The sequence below is a fragment of the Kitasatospora sp. NPDC022856 genome, from assembly GCF_055561235.1.
Window position 1 is genome coordinate 159,579 of record NZ_JBVHHE010000018.1, and the last position, 21,828, is coordinate 181,406.

The following is a 21,828-nucleotide window of genomic DNA, read 5'->3' on the forward strand; positions in this document are numbered from 1 at the left end:
CATGTCAGACGGCACCGCGTCCTACGCCCGTACCCCGCGCACCACCCCCACCCGCTACAAGGACCGCGCCACCTGGGAGCGGGACGCGATCCACGCGATCCTCGACAGCACCTACCTCTGCCACCTCGGCTTCGTCGTCGACGGCGCCCCCGTCGTGCTGCCGACCATCTTCGCCCGGGTCGGCGACCGCCTCTACGTCCACGGCTCCACCGGCAGCCGGCCGCTGCGCGGCGCCAAGGGCGACCAGGGCATGCCGGTCTGCGTCACCGTCACCCTGGTCGACGCCCTGGTGCTGACCAAGTCCGCGTTCAACCACTCGATCAACTTCCGCTCGGTGGTCGCCCACGGCACGGCCCACCAGGTCACCGACCCGGTGGAGCTGTCGGTCGCGCTGGACGCGCTGGTCGACCAGACCGTCCCCGGCCGCTCCGCCGAGGTCCGCCCGGCCAACGCCAAGGAGCTGGCCGCCACCGCCGTCGTCCGGCTCGACCTCGACGAGGTCTCGGCCAAGACCCGCGCCGACGACGCCGACGACGACGAGGCGGACCTCGACCTCCCGTACTGGGCCGGCGTCGTGCCGGTGACCACGGTGTACGGCGCCCCCGTGCCGGACGCCTCCACCGCCGTGCCGCTCCCCGCCCACCTGCGCGACTTCACCCGCTGAGGGGCTCCCCATGCTGATCAGGTCCTGGGACCGGGGTGACGAGGCCGAGTGGCGGGCCTGGCTCGCCGAGGGCCGCGACTTCGGCCTGCTCGCCGCCAACGGCCTGCCCGGCCAGGGGCCCGTCCTGGTCCCCACCCACTTCCTGCTGGACGTCGAGCGGGGCGAGATCCTGCTGCACCTCGCCGCGCCCAACCCGCTGTTCGCCGCCGTCCGGGCCGACCCCGAGGTCACCCTCGCGGTCACCGACGACTACGCCTTCGCCCCCGGCCACTGGCGCGGCGAGCCGGGTACGCCGACCAGCTACTACGCCTCCGTCCAGTTCCTCTGCACGGCCGAGATCGTCGAGGACGCGGCCGGCAAGGCGGCGATCCTCAACCGGCAGCTGGCGCACTTCCAGCCGGAGACCCCGGACACCCGGGTGGCCCCCGGCGAGGCGCCCTTCGGCCCGCTGCTGTCAGGCCTGCGCGGGCTGCGGCTGACGGTCCGCACGGTGCGCGCAAAGTTCAAGTACGACGACAAGAAGGGCGCGGCCGAACAGCGGGCCGTCGCCGACCGGCTGGCCGAACGCGACCGGGGCCTGGACGCCGCCGCCCGCACCCAGCTCCTCAGGCGTAACGCACGGCGCACGGGGTAGCAGCGCTGACGCCAAGTCACCCGATCGGCTCGATTTCGGGCGAAGCCGGGACGCCGCTGATCGAATGTGTGACGAATCCTGCCCCCTCGGCTGTGCCGGCGGGCCCGTCCACCCGGGGAGCGCGCGTGTCCACAGCCACATCCCGTCCGGCCTCCGGCGAGGCGCATCTCGGACACGTCGTCTTCATCTCGGCGGCGGCCGCGATGGGCGGCTTCCTGTTCGGCTACGACAGCGCGGTGATCAACGGTGCGGTGACCGGCATCCAGAAGCACTTCGCGGTCGGCAACGGCGAGACCGCATTCGTGGTGGCCATCGCCCTGCTCGGCTCGGCCGGCGGGGCGGTGACCGCCGGCCGGCTCGCCGACCAGTTCGGCCGGGTCCGCACCATGCTGCTGGCCGCCACGCTGTTCGCGATCAGCGGCATCGGCTCGATGTTCCCGCCGAGCATCCAGGTACTGGCCACCTGGCGGGTGGTCGGCGGCGTCGCGATCGGCATCGCCTCGGTGATCGCCCCGACCTACATCGCGGAGGTCGCGCCCACCGCCTACCGCGGCCGGCTGGCGTCCTTCCAGCAGATGGCGATCGTGCTCGGCATCACCGTCTCCCAGCTCGCCAACTGGGCCCTCAACCAGGCCGCCGGCGGCGACTCCACCGGTCACCTGGGCGGCATCCAGGCCTGGCAGTGGATGCTCGGCGTCGAGACCGTCCCGGCCCTCGTCTACGGGCTGATGGCGCTGGCCATCCCGGAGTCGCCGCGCTACCTGATCGCCGACCGCCGCGAGGCGCAGGCCCGCAAGGTGCTGCTGGAGGTGGAGGGCGAGGGGGTCGACCTCGACGCCCGGGTCACCGAGATCCGCGCGGTGCTGGAATCCGCCCACAAGCCCCGGGCCAGGGACCTGCTTGGCGGCCGCTTCGGGCTGCTGCCGATCGTCTGGATCGGCATCGGCGCCTCGGTGTTCCAGCAGTTCGTCGGCATCAACGTGATCTTCTACTACTCGTCCTTCCTCTGGCAGTCCGTCGGCATCAACGAGTCGAACTCGCTGCTGATCAGCCTCTCCACCTCGATCGTCAACGTGGTCGGCACGGTGGTCGCCATGGCCCTGGTCGACCGGATCGGCCGCAAGCCGCTCGCGCTGGCCGGGTCGGCCGGCATGGCGCTGGCGCTGGGCACCGCCGCCTGGGCCTTCTCCTTCCGGCACGGCACCGGCGACGCCGCCACCCTGGACGACACCTACGCCACCGTCGCGCTGGTCGCCGCGCACGTCTTCGTGTTCTGCTTCGCCTTCTCCTGGGGTGTGGTGGTCTGGGTCCTGCTCGGCGAGATGTTCCCCAACCGGATCCGGGCACTCGCCCTCTCGGTCGCCGCCTCGGCCCAGTGGATCGCCAACTGGGCGATCACCGTCAGCTTCCCCGACCTCGCGGACTGGAACCTGTCGGCGACCTACGTCATCTACGCGGCCTTCGCCCTGCTCTCGATCCCCTTCGTGGCCTTCTGCATCAAGGAGACCAAGGGCCGGGCGCTGGAGGAGATGGGCTGATCCGCCGCGCCGCGCCGGCGCGGGGGGCCGGCGCCGACCACGCTCCCGGCCGCCCCCTCGGCGCCGGCCCCCAGCAGCCCTCGCCGCGCCGCGCGGCCCGTCCCGAGAGGAAGCCATGCCTGAGCAGGGCGGCTCCCGGCAGAACGTCACCTTCCCGAGCAACGGCCGCCAGGCCCACGGCTATCTGGCCCGGCCCGAGCGGGGCGTCGGCCCCGGCCTGGTGGTGGTGCAGGAGTGGTGGGGGCTCACCTCCCACGTGGCCGCGATGGCGGACCGCTTCGCCGCCGAGGGGTTCACCGTCCTCGCCCCCGACCTGTTCGGCGGCGCGACCGCCCACGACAGTGCCGAGGCGGCCCGGCTGAAGCGCGACCTCCCGGTCGAACGGGCGGTGGTGGACCTGCGCGGCGCGGTCGGGTACCTGCTCGGCCTGGACGGCGTGGTCGGCGACGCGGTCGGCGTGGTCGGGTTCTGCATGGGCGGCGGCTTCGCGCTGCTGCTGGCCGCCGCCGAGGGCGACCGGGTGGCCGCCGTGGTGCCGTTCTACGGGCTGCCACCCGATCCGGACTTCGACTACCGGGGCCTCACCGCCCACGTGCTGGGGCACTACGCCGAGCACGACCGGTCGATCCCGATGGCCGCCGTCGACGAGGCGGCGATCCGGATCGGCGAGGCGACCGACGTCCGGCCCGAGATCCACTTCTATCCGGCCGGGCACGCCTTCATGAACGACGAGAACCGCCCCGGCTCCTACGACCCGCTCCAGGCCCGGACGGCCTGGCGGCGCACCCTCAGCTTCCTCCGGGGCCACCTCGGCTGAGCGCGCCCGCCGGTGAGGCACGGCGCGCCCCGGCCGCCCGCCGTGAGGCCCGCACGCCCCCTCGGCCCCCGCCGTAAGGCCCGAAACCCGGTGGACAGCTGTCACGTCCCCCGGCATAGTCACCAGGTGCAGAGCCAACCCCCACCCCCGCACCGACGGCGCTTCCCCTGGGCCGGCCGCAACTTCCGCATCCAGACCGCCGCCACCGTGGTCAGCGGCCTCGGCAATGCCGGAGCCCCGATCGCCACCGCCTTCGCGGTGATGGCGAGCGGCGGCTCCACCGCCGAGGTCGGCTACGTCACCGCCGCCCGGCTGGTCCCGGTCGTCCTGCTGCTGATGATCGGCGGCGCCCTCGCCGACCGTCTGCCGCGCCACCACGTCATGGTCGTCGCCAACCTGTTCAGCGCCGTCTCCCAGGCGGTCCTGGCCGCGCTGGTCCTGGCCGGTCAGGCGCAGCTCTGGCAGCTGATGCTGCTCTCCGCGGCGGGCGGCGCCGGGCACGCCTTCTACGCCCCCGCCTCCGAGGGCATGATCATGCAGAGCGTGGCCGCGGAGCACGCCGGCCGGGCGTTCTCGGTCTTCCGGCTCGCGCTGAACTCCGCGCAGATCGGCGGCATGGCGCTCGGCGGCGCCCTCACCGCCGCCGTCGGCCCCGGCTGGGTGCTCGCGGTGGACGCCGGCTGCTTCCTGGTCGCCGCCGCCCTGCGGTTCTTCCTGGAGGCCGAGGCCGCCGCCCCCGCCGCGGCCGGCGGCGGCATGCTGCGCGACCTGCGCGAGGGCTGGCAGGAGTTCGCCTCCCGCCGCTGGCTCTGGGTGATCGTGCTCCAGTTCGCCGTGCTGATGGCCTGCATCACCGCCGTGGACGCGGTGTACGGGCCGATCGTCGCCGAGCAACGACTGGGCGGCGCCGGCGACTGGGGGCTGGCGCTCGCCGCGCACGGGATCGGCCTGGTGGTGACCGGCCTGCTGATGGTCCGCTGGCAGCCCCGCCGGATCCTGCTGATCGGCAACTGGGGCGTCTTCCTCTTCGGCCTGCCGGCGCTGGCCCTCGCGCTGGCCGCGCCGCTGCCGGTACTCGTCGCGGCGATGTTCCTGTCCGGCGCCGGGGTCACCGTGTTCGGCGTCAACTGGATGGTCGCCCTGCAGCAGGAGATTCCCGCCGAGATGTTCTCCCGGGTCTCCGCCTACGACCAGCTGGGCTCACTCTCGCTGGCCCCGGTCGGCACCGCGCTGGCCGGGCCGGCCGCGGTCGGGCTGGGCCTGACCGGCGCGCTCTGGGCCTGTGCGGCGCTCTGCCTGCTGCTCAGCGCCCTCGTCCTGCTGGAGCCGCAGGTCCGCCGGCTCTCCCGGCGCTCCGCTCCGGCCTCCGTCGCGCGGCCCGTCGAGCCCGCCACCGTCGGCTGAGCGCCCCCGCGCCCCCCGCGCGCGCCCTCCGCCGGGCAACCACCGGCGTACGCCACTCGTCCGACCTGGATGACAGAGACGTCTTGACCTGGGGGGCGCCCGGTGCCGAAGCCACTGCTGTTCCTGGATGTCGACGGGGTGCTCAACCCCGTCTGCCCGAGACCCGAGGCCGGGTTCGACTCGCACACCCTGCTCGGCTACAGCGTCCTGCTCTCCGCCCGGCACGGCGAGTGGCTGCGTGAACTGGCCGACACCTACGAACTGGTCTGGGCCACCACCTGGGAGGAGGAGGCCAACACCCACATCGCCCCGGCGATCGGGCTGCCCCGGCTGCCGGTGGTCCGATTCGCCGGCTACGTCCCGCAGCCCGGCGACCCGCGGGTACCGCTGATGGAGCTGTTCTCCGCACACAAGTGGGCCCCCCTGCTGCGGTACGCCGCCGGCCGGCCGTTCGCCTGGACGGACGACGTCATCCCGCCCCGCCTGGTCCGCAACGCCATCTGGCGCCGTGACCGCCTCCTGCTGCCCATCGACCCGGGCCAGGGCCTGGAGCGCCGGCACGTGGACCGGCTGCTGGCCCGCCCGCCGCGCCCCCTGGCCGTCCGCCCGGCGGTCAGCCGGTGGGCAGCCAGCTGACGTGGCCGGCCAGCAGCGCGTACCCGACGAAGGCCACCGTGTCGATCAGCGCGTGCGCCGCCACCAGGGGCATCACGCGCCCCCAGCGCCGGTACAGCAGGCAGAACACCGCGCCCATCACCATGTTCCCGACCAGCCCGCCCACCCCCTGGTACAGGTGGTACGAACCCCGCAGCACCGAGCTGGCCACCAGCGCGGCCGGCCACGACCAGCCCAGTTGCCCGAGCCGGCGCAGCAGGTAGCCGAGAACGACGACCTCCTCCAGGATGGCGTTCTGCCAGGCGGAGGCGACCAGCACCGGGATCCGCCACCAGACGTCGGGCAGCCCGGACGGCGCCACCGTCAGGTTGTAGCCGGCCGCCTGCGAGCCCAGGTAGAGCACCAGCCCGGTGCCGCCGATCGCGGCCGCGACGGCGGCGCCCCGGCCGAGGTCGCGCAGCTTCTGCCCGAGGTCGAACCCGAGCACCCGCAGCGAGGTGCCCTCGCGCACCAGCAGGTAGCCGACCAGCACCACCGGCATCAGCCCGCGCGCGATGTAGTAGACCTGCCAGGCGAGGTCCAGCCAGGGGCGGCCGGGCGCCCGTGAGGAGTTCAGGGTGGCGACCTGCTGGCCGAGCTGGAGCGTCTCGGTCAGCGAGCCCGTGAAGCTGATCAGCGCGCCGACGCCGCTGGCCCCGAGGGAGAGGCCGAGGACGATCAGCAGTTCCACGCCGAGCAGCCGGCGCGTGGGCCGCGCGGTCTCCGGTTGGGTCGGGACGGTGGTCACGGGGTGCTCCAGCGGTCCGGCGTCGCTCCGGCCGTCGGCCGACCGCCGGAGCGGTCATCCTTCCACAGGGCACTCCCCGTCAGGGCCGGGGAGTGCCCCCGCCACGGGGCCGCCGGGCCCTACCCCACCGGCCAGGTGTGCACGGGCTCGCCGGCCCGCATGTACTCGATGTAGCGCCGGGTCATCGCGGCGAGCGCGGCCGGGCGGTCCATCCCGAACTGCTCGCGCAGCCGGTGGAAGGTGGCGCTCTGCCAGGAGGCGCCGTTGACCCGGCGCAGGCAGCGCTGCTCGATGATGCCGAGGTAGCGGTCCCGGTCGGCCGGCTCCACGCCCCACTCGTCCAGCCCCTGGTAGGCCATCGGCAGCAGCTCGTTCAGCACCAGGTCGACCGCGGGGACGGTGGCCAGGCCCCCGCCGCGCCCGGCCCGGCCCTGCCGCGGCCACTGGAACACGGCGTCGACGCCGTACCGGGCGGCCTGCCGGAAGTTCTCGTCGGCCCGCTCGAACGGCAGCCTGGTCCAGATCGGCCGCGACTGCTCCGCGAGCACCCGGACGAGCCCGTAGTAGAAGGCCGCGTTGGCCAGCGTGTCGGCGACGGTCGGACCGGCCGGCAGCGCGCGGTTCTCCACCCGCAGGTGCGGCACGCCGCCACTGACGTCGTACACCGGGCGGTTCCACCGGTAGATGGTGCCGTTGTGCAGCCGCATCTCGGCCAGCCGCGGCACGCCGCCGGAGGCCAGCACCTTCACCGGGTCCTCGTCGTCGCAGATCGGCAGCAGCGCCGGGAAGTACCGCAGGTTCTCCTCGAACAGGTCGGACGCCGAGTCCACCCAGCGCTCGCCGAACCAGGTGATCGGCCGTACGCCCTGCGCCTTGAGTTCGGCCGAACGGGTGTCGCAGGCCTGCTGGAAGAGCACCGGCCTGGTCTCCCGCCACAGCTCCCGTCCGAACAGGAACGGCGAGTTGGCGCCGAGCGCCAGTTGCGGGCCGCAGATCGCCTGGGCCGCGTTCCAGACCGAGGAGAACCGCTCGGGGGTGACCTGGAGGTGCAGTTGCAACGAGGTCGCGGCGGCCTCGGCGACCATGGTGATCGACTCCAGCTGGAGGTGCTCGACGCCCTCGATGTCCAGCGTGATGTCCTCCCCCCGGGCGGCCAGGATCTGGTCGCTGAGCAGGCTGTACCGCTGGTTGTGGGACATCGCGTCCAGCCCGGTGTGATCGTGCTCCAGGGTCGGCAGGATGCCGACCATCACGATCCGCGCGCCGGCCTCGGCGGCCCGCCGGTCGGCGTAGCGCAGCCCGGTGTCGATCTCCTCGCGCAGCTCCTCGAAGACGTGGCCGGCGAGCCGGTGCGGGGCGATGTTGACCTCGATGTTGAACTGGCCCAGCTCGGTCTGGAAGTCACTGGAGCCGATCGAGCTGAGCACCTGCGCGTTGCGCATCACCGGCAGGCCCTGCTCGTCGGCCAGATTGAGCTCGATCTCCAGCCCCATCACGGCGCGGGGCCGGTCGAAGCGGTCCTCTCGCAGCATCCGCTCCAGCGCGTCCTGGCAGGACTGGAGCTTGCGCCGGTACAGCTGCCGGTCCGACAGGTCCGCGCGCGTCGCCACGACCTTCTCGCCCATGGTCCCCTCCTCCTGAGCGGCCGGCCGACCGACCGTGCAAGCATCATGCCCACCCCGAAGATCGATACCCGATCGCTTCGACCGGCTTGCAATGCAAGGGAACTGATGGTCTTTCAGCACATCCGTCGACTTGCCCGGCGCCACCGCCTGTGATAAACAGGTCACCCTGTGCACCTGTTCGATAGAATTCGCACTGCGCCCAAGGCCGGCCCGCTGTCGATCCGAACACCCTCGTCGACGGCAGCGGCGGCGCCCGCACCGCGATCATGCACAACCGGACACGGCCAGGTTCCGTCACCGACGACACACCGCGCCATGCCGGTATGCCGCACTCGCACGCCGATCTCGCACGGAGAGGCGACCCCGCCATGACTCTGCAGACCCCCCAGCCCCCGCCCAGCGCCCTGCGCGCGGTCCTCGCCGCGCTCGACTCGGAGACCGCGCTGCGCCAGCCCGCCGCCGCCGCGCTGCGTCATCCGACCGGCCCGCTGCTGCCCGCGCATCCGCTCGCGGTCCACGTCCTGGACGGGCCCCGTCCCGAGCTCGCCGCCGCCCGGCGGACGGGCTGGCGGTTCCTGATCAAGGACGGCGCCGAGGTGGCGGCCGCGGCCGAGGTGGTCCAGGGCGTCGAGGGCCACGTCTTCTCCCACTTCACCGCCGGGCCGTACCTGGACTCCACCGTCCGGGCACTGCGCCAGGCCTGGCAGCTCGCCCAGACCTCGCGGACCCGACGGCAGCCCCGGCTGCTCACCTTTCCGGGCCAGTACGCCACCGCGCTCTGGCTGCACAGCCCGGACGCCGGCCCCGACGCGGATCAGCTGATCCCACTGGCCCCGGCCCCGCTCGGCGTCACCGCGCACCGCGCCTACCCGGCGGCGGACCTGCTGCCCGTCCTCACCCGCGCCCCGCTCGCCAGGCCACTGCTGCTCGGCTCCTCCTGAACGTCCCCCGTCACCCCCGCGCCACCCGTACCCACCCGGACGGGTCATAGGGCATGGCCGAATCGAGCCAGCCGCCCCTTGACCCGTCCGGCGCTCATTCACGTCTGCTGCCACCTGAACGGGTGATCTCTGCCCGGTAGTTGTGGCGCATGTCACGAAATTGCTGCGCGATCGCCCCGGGATGCCGACACTGGGAACCAGCGTGGAAGGACCCCCTGTCCTACCCACTTGAGCGCCGGTCCACACCTGGCCCGGCGCCGGACAGGATCCGACTACCGCGGCGGCTCCCGCCGGTCACCCGGCGGCGCCGCACCACGGGGAGGATCGCCAAGCGAAGCGAGGGTACGCGTATGTGCCAGCACCGTCCTGAGTGCCCGTCGGCGGAGTCCGAGGACCGCGAGGCGGCCGTACCGGTGGCCTGCCACCCGGAGCAGGGCTGGAGCCTGCTCTGCAACGGCGTCCTGGTCTTCGAGGACACCGGCGAACTGCTGCCCGACGGCCGGGTGATCGCCCCGCGCCGCCCCGTCGCACACGCCGCCTGACCGGCCGACGGCGGGGTCGGCCGCGAGCGACACCGACGACGCAGGACAACGGGCAGGGCCCCGGCGGAGAAGACTCCGCCGGGGCCCTGCCGTACCGCGTCAGTCGGCTCAGGAGCCGTACTCGTCCAGCGGCGGGCAGGAGCAGACCAGGTTGCGGTCGCCGTACGCGCCGTCGATCCGGCTGACCGGCGGCCAGTACTTGTCCGCCGGGTTCACGCCCGCCGGGAAGACGGCCTCCTGGCGCGAGTAGCCGTGCGCCCAGTCACCGGCCAGCGCGCCCGCGGTGTGCGGGGCGTTGCGCAGCGGGTTGTCCTCGGCCGGCCACGCGCCCGAGCCGACCTTGTCGATCTCGGCCCGGATCTCGATCATCGCGTCGCAGAAGCGGTCGATCTCGTGCAGGTCCTCGGACTCGGTCGGCTCGATCATCAGGGTGCCGGCCACCGGGAAGGACATCGTCGGCGCGTGGAACCCGTAGTCGATCAGGCGCTTGGCGATGTCGTCCACCGTCACGCCGGTCTCCTTGGTGAGCGGGCGCAGGTCGATGATGCACTCGTGCGCGACCAGGCCGCCGGGACCGGTGTAGAGCACCGGGAAGTGCGGGGCCAGGCGCTTGGCGATGTAGTTGGCGTTCAGCACCGCCACCTGGGTGGCCCGCTTGAGGCCCTCCCCGCCCATCAGCCGGACGTACGCCCAGGAGATCGGCAGGATGGCCGCCGAGCCCCACGGGGCGGCCGAGATCGGGCCGACGCCGGTGGCCGGGCCCGCCTCGGACTGCAGCGGGTGGTTCGGCAGGTACGGCGCCAGGTGCGCGCGCACCGCCACCGGGCCGACGCCCGGGCCGCCGCCGCCGTGCGGGATGCAGAAGGTCTTGTGCAGGTTCAGGTGCGAGACGTCCGCGCCGAACTTGCCCGGCTTGGCGAGGCCGACCAGGGCGTTCAGGTTGGCGCCGTCCACGTAGACCTGGCCGCCGGCCTCGTGCACCAGGGCGCAGATGTCGGTGATCTGGGTCTCGTACACGCCGTGGGTGGACGGGTAGGTGACCATCAGCACCGCGAGGTTGTCGCGGTGCTGCTCGATCTTCGCCCGGAGGTCCTCGACGTCCACGTCGCCGTCGACCAGGGTCTTGACCACGACCACGCGCATACCGGCCATCACGGCGGAGGCCGCGTTGGTGCCGTGCGCGGAGGACGGGATCAGGCAGACGTCGCGCTGCACGTCACCGTTGGCGTGGTGGTAGGCGCGGACGGCCAGCAGACCGGCCAGCTCGCCCTGCGAGCCGGCGTTCGGCTGGATCGAGACGGCGTCGTAGCCGGTGACCTCGACCAGCTGCTGCTCCAGCTGGCGGATCAGGGTGAGGTAGCCCTGGGCCTGGTCGATCGGCGCGAACGGGTGCAGCTGGCCGAACTCCGGCCAGGTCACCGGCTCCATCTCGGTGGTCGCGTTGAGCTTCATGGTGCAGGAGCCCAGCGGGATCATGCCGCGGTCCAGCGCGTAGTCGCGGTCCGACAGGCGGCGCAGGTAGCGCAGCATGGCGGTCTCCGAGCGGTGGCTGTGGAAGACCGGGTGGGTCAGGTACTCGTCCTCGCGCAACAGCGCGGCCGGCAGCGCCTCGGCGCTCTCCGGGGTCTCGACGCCCTCGACGCCGAACGCGGCCCAGACGCCCGCCAGGTGCTCGCGGGTGGTGGTCTCGTCGGTGGAGACCGAGATCCGGTCCTCGCCGTCCTGGTACACGTTGATGCCGTGGGCGCGGGCGGCCTCGGCGATCGCGGCGGCGCGGCCGGGGACGACCGCGGTGACGGTGTCGAAGAACTCGCCGTGCAGCAGCTCGACGCCGCCGGCCCGCAGGCCCTCGGCGAGGGCGGCGGCGTAGCGGTGGGTGCGGCGGGCGATGTCGGCCAGGCCGTCCGGGCCGTGGTACACGGCGTACATCGAGGCCATCACGGCCAGCAGCACCTGGGCGGTGCAGATGTTGCTGGTGGCCTTCTCGCGGCGGATGTGCTGCTCGCGGGTCTGCAGGGCCAGCCGGTAGGCGCGGTTGCCGTCGGCGTCGACGGAGACGCCGACCAGGCGGCCGGGCAGCGAGCGGGCGTACTCGGCGCGCACCGAGAGGTAGCCGGCGTGCGGGCCGCCGAAGCCCATCGGCACGCCGAAGCGCTGCGAGGTGCCGCAGGCGATGTCGGCGCCGAGCGAGCCCGGGGACTTCAGCAGGGTCAGCGCCAGCAGGTCGGCGGCGACGGCGACGATCGCACCGAGGCCGTGGGCCTGCTCGATCACCGGGGCGAGGTCGCGGACCACACCGGTCGCGCCGGGGTACTGGAGCAGCACGCCGAAGACGCCGCGCTCGGCGATCTCGGCCGGGATGCCGGCGGAGAGGTCGGCGACGACGACCTCGACGCCGGTCGGCTCGGCGCGGGTCCGGATCACCGCGACGGTCTGCGGCAGGGTCTCGACGTCGACCAGGAACACGCCGCCCTTGACCTTGGTGACACGGCGGGCCAGGGACATCGCCTCGGCGGCCGCGGTGCCCTCGTCCAGCAGCGAGGAGCCGGAGGTGGGCAGACCGGTGAGGTCGGAGACCACGGTCTGGAAGTTGAGCAGCGCCTCCAGACGGCCCTGCGAGATCTCCGGCTGGTACGGCGTGTACGCGGTGTACCAGGCCGGGTTCTCCAGGACGTTGCGCAGGATCACCGGCGGGGTGAAGGTGCCGTAGTAGCCCAGGCCGATCATCGGCTGGAGGACGGTGTTGCGACCGGCGAGCTCGCGCAGCTCGGCGAGGACCTGGGCCTCGCTGCGGCCGGCGGGCAGGTCCAGCCCGGTGATGGAGCGGATCGCCTCGGGCACGGCGGTGGCGGCGAGCTCGTCCAGCGAGCCGTAGCCCACCTGGGCCAGCATCTTCTCCTGCGCGGCGACGTCGGGGCCGATGTGGCGGTTCTCGAAGGGGCTGGCCTGCTCGAGCTCGGTGAGGGTCACGGGGGTGGTGGTGCGTCCCGCGTTCGGCTGGGCGTTCATGGTGGTCGAGGCCTCCTGGTCACGGACCGGCGGGGGTACGCACGCCGGGCGGCACCGCCGCTGCGGACGACAGCGGACAGGCCTGGGGCGGACGGACCCGACAGGCCTCCCCCTCTGTCATCGGGACCTGAGAGCTTCACCCGCGCGAGGCGCTGTGGCGCCCCGCCGGCTTGCACCGTCGGTGAGGGTGGTGCCGCCGGCTCCCTCGCCGGCAGTCCTGCCCTGCTTTCCAGAGTGACCTATCCCACACGGTACGGATGCCTGAGAGATTCCGGGGAGGAGTTGCTCCTTCGGCGCCCCGACCAGCGACTTCCGCTCTCGGGGACTCTCCCGAGCGGGCTCGGCGGTCGCGCCCAGGGTACCAGCGGCAGGCGCCTCGATCACGGGTGCGTCCTGGCAGGTGAACAGCCGGTCCGTGACCCGGACGGCGCAGCACCGGGCCCGTCCGGCCGCACCCCGGTCGCGCCGGTCCGGTTCATGGCTTTTGGTGTGAAGTGGCGGATGGGACGGGCGGGCCGGCCGCCGGCCTGCGGGCGTTCCGCAGGCTCGACGCACTGGAGGAAAGAGTGCAGACCGATATCGACCCCCGGGACCTCATCGGCCACAAGGCGGTCGACCGCAACGGAGACAAGATCGGCACGGTCGACGAGGTGTACCTGGACGACGCCACCGGGCAGCCCGAATGGGCGGCCGTCCGGACCGGCATCTTCGGCCGGGACGCCTTCGTCCCCCTGACCACGAGCGAGTTCTCCGGCGACGAACTGCGGGTGCCCTACGACAAGTCCCTGGTGAAGGAGTCACCGGACTTCGGCGTGGGCCAGCACCTGTCACCCGCCCAGGAGCTCCAGCTCTACCGCTACTACGGGCTGGACACCCAGGTGGACGGCCGGCCGTCGGCCGGCGACGGCTCCGGCTCCGAGCCGGCCGACCTCGACTTCGGCAGCGTGCCGGCCGCCGCCCCGGCGGCAGCGGCGGGCACCGCCGCGGTGGCGGGCGTCGCCGCGGCGAAGCCCGCCGACCAGTCGGCCTCGGCGGCCCCGGCGAAGCCGCTCGCCTTCCACTCGGCCGACAGCATGGCCCCGCCCCTCACCGTCCCCCCGGCCGCCGACCTCGGCAAGCCGTCCGAACCTGCTACGGAGCCCAACGTGCGGACCCTCGACACCACCGCGCCCGCCACCCCGTCGGCGCCCGTCGCACCGGAGCACCGCCCGCCGGCGGCCCCGCTCGTCACGGGCGGCCCCGACGGCGCCGAGGTGGCGGCCCCCCGGGCCGCCACCTCCGGTGCCCCGGCGCCCGACCGCGCGGGCGCGGCCTCGTCCGCGCCGAACGCTCCGGTGGAGATCACCTGCCGTGAGGAACGGCTGGACATCACCACCGAGTGGCATGTCGTGGGCACCGCGAAGCTGCGCAAGTACGTGACCAGCGAGGCGGTGGAGCGCCGGGTGCCGGTGGTCCGCGAGCGGGTCCGGGTGGAGCGGACGCCGGTCGGCGAGGCGGAGCGGGCCTCGTTGAGCGACAAGGACATCGCCGAGGCGGTGGAGGAGGTCACGCTGCGCGAGGAGCGGCCGGTGGTCCGCAAGTACCTGGCGCCGATCGAGCGGGTCCGCCTGGTCGTCGAGCGCTACACCGACGAGGAGGTGATCCGGGACGAGCTGCGGCGCGAGCACGTCGAGGTCCACGACAACACCACGGCCGCCCCGGCCCCGGGCCCCTCGTCCAACCACACCCCGTCCGCCACACCCGACGGCGCCGCCGGGCGCCCGGGTGGCGGCGAACACGCGGGCGCCGGCGGGCACTTGGGCGCCGACGAGCCGTCCCGGCCGGCCCCGCTGAGGCCGCTCGCCTGACGGTCCGACCCAGGGACCCCGGACCTCCAAGGTCCGGGGTCCTTCGACTTTGCCAAAGCTTCACCGATCGATATTTGACACACTGAAGTATCTCCCGGCATGGTTGCTTCAGTTCATTCACTATGTACGGGAGGAAGCAACCGTGAGTGAGGCACCACAGCCCACCACCGCGGCCGAGAAGCAGAGCAGCGCCCGGGTCCTGCCGGCCCTCATCCTGGCGATGCTGTCGTTCAGCGTGGTGCAGACCGCGGTCGTTCCGATCCTGCCCTCGCTGGCCAAGGAGCTCGACGTCTCGGGCTCCAGCATCACCTGGCTGATGACGGCCAACCTGCTCTCGGCCGCCGTGCTGACCCCCCTGCTGGGCCGCTTCGGCGACCTGCGCGGTCGCAAGCCGATGCTGCTGATCTCGCTGGCCGGTCTCGTCGCGGGCTCGGCGCTCGCCGTCAGCACCCACTCCTTCACCTGGCTGGTCGTCGCCCGCGTCCTCCAGGGCGCCGGCGGCGGCGTGCTGCCGCTGGCCATCAGCATCGTCCGCGACGAGCTGCCGAAGCAGAAGGTCACCGGTGGCGTCGCCGCCATCAGCGCCTCGATGGGCGTCGGCAGCGGCCTCGGCCTGGTCGCCACCGGCCTGCTGCTGGAGCACTGGAGCTACAAGTCGATCTTCTGGATGGGCCTGTTCTTCGGCCTGCTCGCGGTCGCCCTGGTCGCCTTCCGGGTCCCCAGCGACCCGGTGACCGACAAGGAGGGCGGCGCCGACCCGCTCGGCGCGATCACGCTGGCCGGCTGGCTCTCCGCCCTGCTGGTCGCGGTCAGCCAGGGCAACACCTGGGGCTGGACCTCCACCAAGACGCTCGGCCTGTTCGCCGTCGCCGCCGTGATCGCCCTGATCTGGGGCGTCATCGAGGTCAAGGTCAAGCACCCGCTGGTCGACATGAAGATGATGTCCCGCCCGGCCGTCGCCTTCACCAACCTGGCCGGCCTGCTGATCGGCTTCGGCATGTACGGCTCGTTCATGGTGATCAGCAACTTCGCCCAGACCCCGGAGAAGCTCACCCACTACGGGTTCACCGCGACCGTGCTGCACGCCGGTGTCATGCTGCTGCCGTCCGCGCTCGGCTCGATGGTCGCCGCCCCGGTCGGCGCCCTGCTGATCGCCCGTCGCGGCCCGCGCCTGCCGCTGGTCCTCGGTGGCGTCCTCGGCGCCGTCGCGATGGCCTACCTGGCCGTCCGCCACAGCCACGAGGCCGACATCTACACCGCCTCGGCGATCTTCGGTCTCGGCATCGGCCTCGCCTTCTCGGCGATGCCGGCCTACATCAACGGCGCCGTCCCGGTCGAGCAGAGCGGCATCGCCAACGGCATGAACGCCGTGCTGCGCACCGTCGGTGGCGCGATCGGCACCGCCGTGATGGCCGCGATCCTCACCGGCGACACCATGAAGCTGCCGATCCCGGTCTCGCTGCCCACCCTGGACGCCTACAAGCACGCGTTCTGGGTCGCCGCCGCGGTCTGCGCGATCGCCGGCGCCGTCCCCTTCCTGATCCGCAGCGTCAAGCCCTCCGTCACCGTCGCCGGTGGCAAGGGTGCGGCGGACCTCAGCCCCAGCCCCGAGCTGGTCAAGACCGACGCCTGACGAGGCGTCCACCCCCCGCGCCCAGGGACAGGGCGCGGGGACCGGTCCCCGAACGGTCGACGAGGGCATCGCGACCGCCCGAGGGCCGGCCGTGCACGCGGCCCCACCCGGCCCCCCTGCCGGGTGGGGCCGCTCCGTGCGTTCCAGGGTGGTCAGCCCACCGCCGGTTCACCGCCGCCCGCCCCGGCCGACGGCCCGTCCTCGTCGCCGCGCAGCGGCAGCGGACGGGCCGGCTCCAACGCCGGGTCCTCCACCGCGAAGGTCCGCACCCGGCCCGGTCCGCTCCACGGCGTCTCGAACCGCACCGTCACCCGGCCGACTCCGCTGCCCTGCACCCACCCCGGGCCGAGTTCGGCGTGCCGCACGTCCTGGCCCGGCATCCAGTGCCGCGCCACGACCACCGCGGGCTCCGGGGCCTCGTCCTCCCGGGCGTCGGCCTCGACCGCCCCCGGCTCCCCCGCCTCCTCCCGGACGGCCTGCGCGAAGAGGTCCTCCTGGGTGTAGTCCGCCAGCTGCGAGACCCCGACCCCGAGCAGCCGGACGCCGCCGGTGATGTCCACCTGGGAGGCCAGCCGGCGGGCCGTCTCGACGATCACCGTCTCGTCGTCCGTCGGACCGCGCAGGGTCTCCGAGCGGGTCAGCGTGGAGAAGTCGAACCGCCGCACCTTCAGCACCACCGTGCGCCCCGACCGTCCGGCGGCGCGCAGCCGCCGCACGCACCGCGCGGCCAGGACGTCGACCTCGCGCAGCACCCGGTCCCGGTCGGCGAGGTCCACCTCGAAGGTGTCCTCCACCGACACCGATTTGGCGTCCTGGTCGGCCACCACCGGCCGGTCGTCCAGCCCCAGCGACATCTGGTGGACACCGGCGCCGTGCGCCCTGCCCAGCAGCTGCACCAGCTCGGACTCCCCCGCCTCGGCGAGGTCGGCCACCGTGTTCAGCCCCGCCCGGCGCAGGACCTGCTCGGTGGCCGGGCCGACGCCCGGCAGCGCCCGCACCGGCATCGGGCCCAGCACCTCCCGCTCCTGGCCCGGCTCGACCAGCACCAGGCCGTCCGGCTTGGCCTGCTCCGAAGCGATCTTGGCCATCAGCTTGGACCCGGCCGCCCCGACCGAGGCGGTCAGCCCGGTGCGCCGGTGGATGTCCGCCCGGAGGTCCTCCGCGAGGGCCGTCACCAGGTGCTCCCCCGTCCCGTGGTCCGCCGCCAGCAGCGCCGGGCCGTACGGGCCCGCCTCCAGGTCGACGAAGGCCTCGTCCAGGCTGAGCGGCTGCACCAGGGGCGACAGCTCCCGCAGCAGACCCATGACCAGCTCGCTCACCGCCCGGTAGGCCTCGAACCGCCCGGACAGGAAGGCCGCGTTCGGGCAGAGCCGGCGCGCCTGCGCCATCGGCATCGCCGAGTGCACCCCGAACTTCCGCGCCTCGTACGAGGCCGTGGAGACGACCCCCCGGCCGCCCAGGCCGCCGACGATCACCGGCTTCCCGCGCAGGCTCGGCTTGGCCGCCTGCTCCACCGCCGCGAAGAAGGCGTCCATGTCGAGGTGGATGATGCTCGGCAGTGACCGCACCCGCCGATCATGCCGCACGGGTCCGACAGCGCGGCCGAACCCCGCCGCCGCCTCAGCCCCGCGCGCTCCCCGCGTCGGCCAGCGCCTTCGGGATGCCCTCCTCCCGGGGCCCGAGGAAGAACGGGTCCGGCCGCAGCCAGGCGTTCAGCAGCGCCTTGCCCGCCCCCGGGATCTCCCGCAGCCCGCCGTACAGCCAGGTGGCGTCGTGCAGCTCCGGCACCCCGACCGCGTACGCGTCGATGCCCGCCGCCTCACAGAGCGCCAGCGCCCGCCGGACGTGGAAGTCCTGGCTGACCAGGACCGCCCGGTCCACCCCGAACACCCGGCGCGCCCGGGTGCAGGAGTCCCAGGTGTCGAAGCCCGCGTAGTCGCCCACCACCCGCACCTGCGGCACCCCGTGCTCGATCAGGTACTGCCGCATCGCGTCCGTCTCGTCGTAACCGGCCCGCCCGTTGTCACCGGTGACCAGGATCGCCTGGACCTTCCGCTCCCGGTACAGGTCGACCGCCGCGTCCAGCCGGTGCGCCAGGTACGGCGACGGCCTGCCCTCGAAGAGCCCGGCGCCGAACACCACCGCCACCGGCGCGTTCGGCGCGGCCCGCACGGTGCCGACCCGGTCGCCCGCCGAGACCCACAGCCAGGCGCTCGGTGCCAGGGCCAGCGAGCAGAGCACGGTGACGAGTTGGAAGATCCTGCGCTGGGTGCGCCGCTGCCGCAGCCGGACGCCGAGCCGCCGCGCCCGTCGCCGCAGCAGGCCGGGTATGCCGGAGCCGAACCGCACGTGCCCTCCCTGGGTCGATGATCCACCGGGCACGACGAGGCCGTGGGCCCGGACGGTTCCCCGTCCGGGCCCACGGCCTCGTGATTCTGCGGCGCCGTGACCACGAGGCCCCCTGCTCCCGCGGCTCAGACCGCCCGGTTGCGGCGCTGCGCCAGCTCGTCCCCCGGATCGTGGCCGACCACGGTCTCGCCGGTGTCGGTCCGCTCCGCGTGCAGGCGGCCGAGGGCCAGCTCCAGCTCCTGCCAGACGGCGCCGACGGCGATGCCGAAGACCCCTTGACCACCCTTCAGCAGATCGACCACCTGCTGCGGTGTGGTGCATTCGTACACGGTCGCGCCGTCACTCATCAGCGTCAGCCCGGTCAGGTCGCCGGCCTCGGCGGACTGCAGATGGGCGACCGCCACCCGGATGTTCTGCAGGGACACACCCGCGTCCAGCAGCCGCTTGACGATCTTCAGCAGCAGGATGTCGCGGAAGCTGTAGAGCCGCTGGCTGCTCGCCGGATAGACCGAGCGGACGCTGGGTTCCAGCAGCCCCGTCCTGGCCCAGTAGTCCAGCTGGCGGTAGGTGATCCCGGCCGCCGCACAGGCCGTCGGGCCGCGGTAGCCGATCAGCTCGGAGGTGGGGGCCGGCCGCTCGGAGGCGGGCGCGAGCCGCTCGATGGCCGGCTGGCCCGGCTGGACGGCCGGGAACCGGCCCACCCGGGGCAGGTCCGTCCGGGGCAGTTCAGCCACGCTGCGGGCGGCGCGCGGCATGTGCACGGTGCACAGGCCTCCCACGGCCGCTTCATCGCCGGTGCCGGTCATGCCTACCTCCGTCCACTCGTCCTGCGGGCAACCCAGACTGCGGGCGACAGGCACCCGGGCAGCCACTCCTGACGGTAGGCAGTCCCCTATGACCCGTCAACGATCGCCACGCCGGGCAGGACAAACAGCGTCACTCAGGAGAGTGGTTTTTCGTTCCCCTAGTGTGGGTAGGTGGACACTATTTGGCAAAACGGACGAACGAATTCGGCAGGACGGCCACGGCCTGCCCTACCGACGCTCCGCGCCGGGTCCGTACCACGGCGGACTACTGCGGCGTGCCGCCGCCGAAGTCCTCCGGAGAGACCTGGTCGAGGAACTCGCGGAACTTCTCGACCTCGTCCTCCTGCTCGTCCGGGATCGCGATGCCCGCCTCGGCGAGCACCTCCTCGCTCCCGTAGATCGGCGTACCGGTCCGCAGGGCGAGGGCTATCGCGTCGGACGGCCGGGCACTGACCTCGACCCCGCCCGTGAAGACCAGCTCGGCGTAGAACACGCCCTCGCGCAGGTCGGTGATCCGCACCTCGGTGAGCTGCTGGCCGAGCGCCTCCAGGACGTCCTTGAAGAGGTCGTGCGTCAGCGGACGCACCGGCGTCATGCCCTGCTGGGCGAAGGCGATCGCGGTCGCCTCGCCGGGACCGATCCAGATCGGCAGGTACCGATCGCCCCCGACCTCCCGAAGCAGCACGATCGGCTGGTTGGAAGGCATCTCCACCCGGACACCCACGACGTCGAGCTCATTCACACACGCAACCCTATGGCCCTCGCCCCGGATATGAAAGCGCAGAGCCGACAGCGCTGGTCAGCGGGGTCGGCGCGTCACGAGCGGGCCCGCAGACCGGCCTGCACCATGGCGGCGTGCAGCCGGACGGAGAGGGTCGCCAGCTCCCGCGCCGTGGCCTCGGCGTGCGCCCGGGTCTGCGGGTTGCGGTGCCGGCGCAGAGGCGCCACCACCTGCTCCACCAGGGCGATCTCACGGTCGGCGGCGGCCTTCATGGCCCGCAGGTGGCGCGGCTCCAGTCCGTACCGGCCCAGTTCCGCGACCAGCCGGGCCACCTGTAGCGCCTCGCCGTCGTAGCCGCCGTCCGATCCGGCCGCGACCAGCCCGTAGGACTCCCACTCCACCAGCTCGCCCTCACCGGCCTCGGCGGCGGCCAGCAGCTCGGCCCGGCCCAGCCGGACCCCGACCGCGGCCTCGGCGGCCGCCACCAGCTCGCGGTCCGCCTCCTCCATCGGCCCGGGGCGGGCCTCCGCGGCGGGCAACGCCGGTGGGGCCTCGCCGCGCTCGATAGCGTCCAGGTGTTCGCGGATCACCCGCAGCGGCAGGTAGTGGTCACGCTGCATCCGCAGCACGTAGGCCAGCCGCTCGACGTCGGCCGGGCTGAACTTGCGGTACCCCGACGGCGTGCGCTGGGGCTCGACCAGGCCCTCGGCCTCCAGGAACCTGATCTTCGAGATGGTGACCTCGGGGAAGTCGTCCCGCAGGAAGGTCAGCACCGCGCCGATGCTCAGCAGTTCGTCGCCGCCGCGCCGTCGGCCGCCCCCGGCGGGCCGGTCCGGACGGATCGGCTGCCTGGGGGCCGCGACCACCCCCCGCGCGCCCTGGTCCGGCAGCGGACCGGACGACGCGGGGGTGGCCGCCCCGAGAGATGAAGGAGGGTTCGCGCTCACTCGGGCTCCTGCCGACGTTGGTTTCAGTACCCCCGGTGGTGACTGGCGAAGAACACCAGCCGGTACTTCCCGATCTGCACCTCGTCGCCGTTGTTCAGCGGCACCTCGTCGATCCGCTCACGGTTGACGTACGTCCCGTTCAGGCTGCCGACGTCGGCGACGGTGAAGCCGCCTCCCGGCGTCCGGCGGAACTCCACGTGCTTGCGCGAGACGGTCACGTCGTCCAGGAAGATGTCGCCCTGCGGGTGACGCCCGGCCGTGGTCTTGTCCGAGTCCAGCAGGAACCGGCTGCCCGAGTTCGGACCGCGCTGGACGATCAGCAGCGCCGAGCCCGGCGGCAGCGCGTCGATCGCCGACAGCACCTCCGCCGACAGGGCCGGCGTACCGGTGCCGGTGGTGGTGTTGGGGTCGTAGGACTCCAGGCCCGAGATCGAGATGGTCGACGTGGTCTCCGCCGGCCCCTCGGGCAGCGCGCCCCCGCGCAGCGCCGTACCGCAGTTCGAACAGAAGCGGGCCGCGGCCGGGTTCTGGTTGCCGCACCTGGGGCACGGAGTGGGGCCAGCCATGTTCACAGCCTCCTGGCGCGGCACACCCGACGGGTTGTGCCCGGCGTACGGGTCCGGGGCAAACCCTCCACCAGAGGTTGAGGGTCCTGACGGGAAACCTATGCGCGGGGCGCCGGAGGGGTCAACCGACGCGCCGTAGCCCGCCTGATTGCCCGCGTACTGCGCGTCGCCACCGTCCCGGAACATCGGACGCTCGGCGTACTGGCCGCCCTCGGGAGCGGGACGCATGCCCGGCACGGCGGGCTCTTCGTCGGCCCGGCGGTGACGCGCGGTGGGTGCCTCCACGGCAGCCGCGTCACGGCCCTTGTTACGACCGAACAACTTCGAGAAGAAACTCACGGGCGAATCCCCTTGCGTGTGACAGACCCGCCCGCGGGGCAGGG

19 protein-coding genes and 1 riboswitch are annotated in these 21,828 nt (G+C 73.3%); of the genes, 10 read left to right on the forward strand and 9 right to left on the reverse strand.

Features of this window, described 5'->3' with window-relative positions:
• The first annotated feature begins 1 nt into the window (after position 1).
• The 6 genes from ACZ34W_RS23960 (at position 2) to ACZ34W_RS23985 (ending at position 5,693) form a co-directional block, all read left to right on the forward strand.
• On the forward strand, positions 2-664 hold the full coding sequence (locus ACZ34W_RS23960) for a pyridoxamine 5'-phosphate oxidase family protein (protein WP_329490889.1): 663 nt from the start codon (positions 2-4) through the stop codon (positions 662-664).
• Positions 665-674: 10 nt separating this feature from the next.
• A complete protein-coding gene (locus ACZ34W_RS23965) occupies positions 675-1,298 on the forward strand; it encodes an FMN-binding negative transcriptional regulator (RefSeq protein WP_465606896.1) in 624 nt (207 codons plus the stop codon).
• 125 nt (positions 1,299-1,423) lie between these two features.
• Complete coding sequence (locus ACZ34W_RS23970) at positions 1,424-2,836, forward strand: sugar porter family MFS transporter (protein ID WP_329490887.1); 1,413 nt, start codon at positions 1,424-1,426, stop codon at positions 2,834-2,836.
• A gap of 115 nt (positions 2,837-2,951) precedes the next feature.
• The gene (locus ACZ34W_RS23975) at positions 2,952-3,653 is read left to right on the forward strand and encodes a dienelactone hydrolase family protein (protein WP_465606899.1); all 702 of its coding nucleotides are present in this window, start codon (positions 2,952-2,954) and stop codon (positions 3,651-3,653) included.
• Positions 3,654-3,779: 126 nt separating this feature from the next.
• Positions 3,780-5,057, forward strand: a complete 1,278-nt coding sequence (locus tag ACZ34W_RS23980) for an MFS transporter (protein WP_465606901.1) — start codon at positions 3,780-3,782, stop codon at positions 5,055-5,057.
• A 102-nt stretch (positions 5,058-5,159) separates the two neighbouring features.
• Positions 5,160-5,693 (forward strand): HAD domain-containing protein, encoded by a 534-nt coding sequence (locus ACZ34W_RS23985; protein ID WP_465606903.1) that lies wholly within the window; start codon positions 5,160-5,162, stop codon positions 5,691-5,693.
• On the opposite strand, the gene ACZ34W_RS23990 is transcribed toward ACZ34W_RS23985, so the two are convergent.
• On the reverse strand, positions 5,671-6,459 hold the full coding sequence (locus tag ACZ34W_RS23990) for a CPBP family intramembrane glutamic endopeptidase (protein WP_465606905.1): 789 nt from the start codon (positions 6,457-6,459) through the stop codon (positions 5,671-5,673). The genes ACZ34W_RS23985 and ACZ34W_RS23990 overlap by 23 nt on opposite strands.
• Positions 6,460-6,578: 119 nt before the next feature.
• The gene (locus tag ACZ34W_RS23995; protein ID WP_465606907.1) at positions 6,579-8,084 is read right to left on the reverse strand and encodes a glutamate-cysteine ligase family protein; all 1,506 of its coding nucleotides are present in this window, start codon (positions 8,082-8,084) and stop codon (positions 6,579-6,581) included.
• 368 nt (positions 8,085-8,452) lie between these two features.
• On the opposite strand from ACZ34W_RS23995, the gene ACZ34W_RS24000 reads away from it, so the two are divergent.
• Both ACZ34W_RS24000 and ACZ34W_RS24005 read left to right on the forward strand, forming a co-directional pair.
• A complete protein-coding gene (locus ACZ34W_RS24000; RefSeq protein WP_352291810.1) occupies positions 8,453-9,025 on the forward strand; it encodes a hypothetical protein in 573 nt (190 codons plus the stop codon).
• A 350-nt stretch (positions 9,026-9,375) separates the two neighbouring features.
• Complete coding sequence (locus tag ACZ34W_RS24005; protein ID WP_329490880.1) at positions 9,376-9,567, forward strand: DUF5999 family protein; 192 nt, start codon at positions 9,376-9,378, stop codon at positions 9,565-9,567.
• A gap of 108 nt (positions 9,568-9,675) precedes the next feature.
• On the opposite strand, the gene gcvP is transcribed toward ACZ34W_RS24005, so the two are convergent.
• Positions 9,676-12,576, reverse strand: coding sequence for an aminomethyl-transferring glycine dehydrogenase (gcvP, locus tag ACZ34W_RS24010; RefSeq protein ID WP_329490879.1), 2,901 nt, complete (start codon positions 12,574-12,576; stop codon positions 9,676-9,678).
• 239 nt (positions 12,577-12,815) lie between these two features.
• A riboswitch (glycine riboswitch) is annotated at positions 12,816-12,919 on the reverse strand.
• A gap of 223 nt (positions 12,920-13,142) precedes the next feature.
• Here gcvP and ACZ34W_RS24015 point away from each other — a divergent pair.
• Both ACZ34W_RS24015 and ACZ34W_RS24020 read left to right on the forward strand, forming a co-directional pair.
• On the forward strand, positions 13,143-14,423 hold the full coding sequence (locus ACZ34W_RS24015; protein ID WP_465606910.1) for a PRC and DUF2382 domain-containing protein: 1,281 nt from the start codon (positions 13,143-13,145) through the stop codon (positions 14,421-14,423).
• A 142-nt stretch (positions 14,424-14,565) separates the two neighbouring features.
• Positions 14,566-16,056 (forward strand): MFS transporter, encoded by a 1,491-nt coding sequence (locus tag ACZ34W_RS24020; protein ID WP_329490877.1) that lies wholly within the window; start codon positions 14,566-14,568, stop codon positions 16,054-16,056.
• Between the two features lie 152 nt (positions 16,057-16,208).
• Here ACZ34W_RS24020 and ACZ34W_RS24025 read toward each other — a convergent pair whose 3' ends face one another.
• The 6 genes from ACZ34W_RS24025 to ACZ34W_RS24050 form a co-directional block, all read right to left on the reverse strand.
• Complete coding sequence (locus ACZ34W_RS24025) at positions 16,209-17,624, reverse strand: DNA polymerase IV (RefSeq protein WP_465606913.1); 1,416 nt, start codon at positions 17,622-17,624, stop codon at positions 16,209-16,211.
• A gap of 52 nt (positions 17,625-17,676) precedes the next feature.
• Entirely contained in the window at positions 17,677-18,405 is a 729-nt protein-coding gene (locus ACZ34W_RS24030; RefSeq protein ID WP_465606915.1) for a SanA/YdcF family protein, read from the reverse strand.
• 125 nt (positions 18,406-18,530) lie between these two features.
• The gene (locus tag ACZ34W_RS24035; protein ID WP_329490874.1) at positions 18,531-19,211 is read right to left on the reverse strand and encodes a MerR family transcriptional regulator; all 681 of its coding nucleotides are present in this window, start codon (positions 19,209-19,211) and stop codon (positions 18,531-18,533) included.
• A gap of 265 nt (positions 19,212-19,476) precedes the next feature.
• A complete protein-coding gene (locus ACZ34W_RS24040) occupies positions 19,477-19,953 on the reverse strand; it encodes a bifunctional nuclease family protein (protein WP_329490873.1) in 477 nt (158 codons plus the stop codon).
• Between the two features lie 74 nt (positions 19,954-20,027).
• Positions 20,028-20,774 carry a transcriptional regulator FtsR gene (ftsR, locus tag ACZ34W_RS24045; RefSeq protein WP_465606928.1) on the reverse strand — a complete coding sequence of 249 codons (747 nt, stop codon included), beginning with the start codon at positions 20,772-20,774 and terminating at the stop codon, positions 20,028-20,030.
• Between the two features lie 128 nt (positions 20,775-20,902).
• Complete coding sequence (locus ACZ34W_RS24050) at positions 20,903-21,784, reverse strand: FHA domain-containing protein (protein ID WP_380392504.1); 882 nt, start codon at positions 21,782-21,784, stop codon at positions 20,903-20,905.
• Positions 21,785-21,828: the final 44 nt, after the last annotated feature.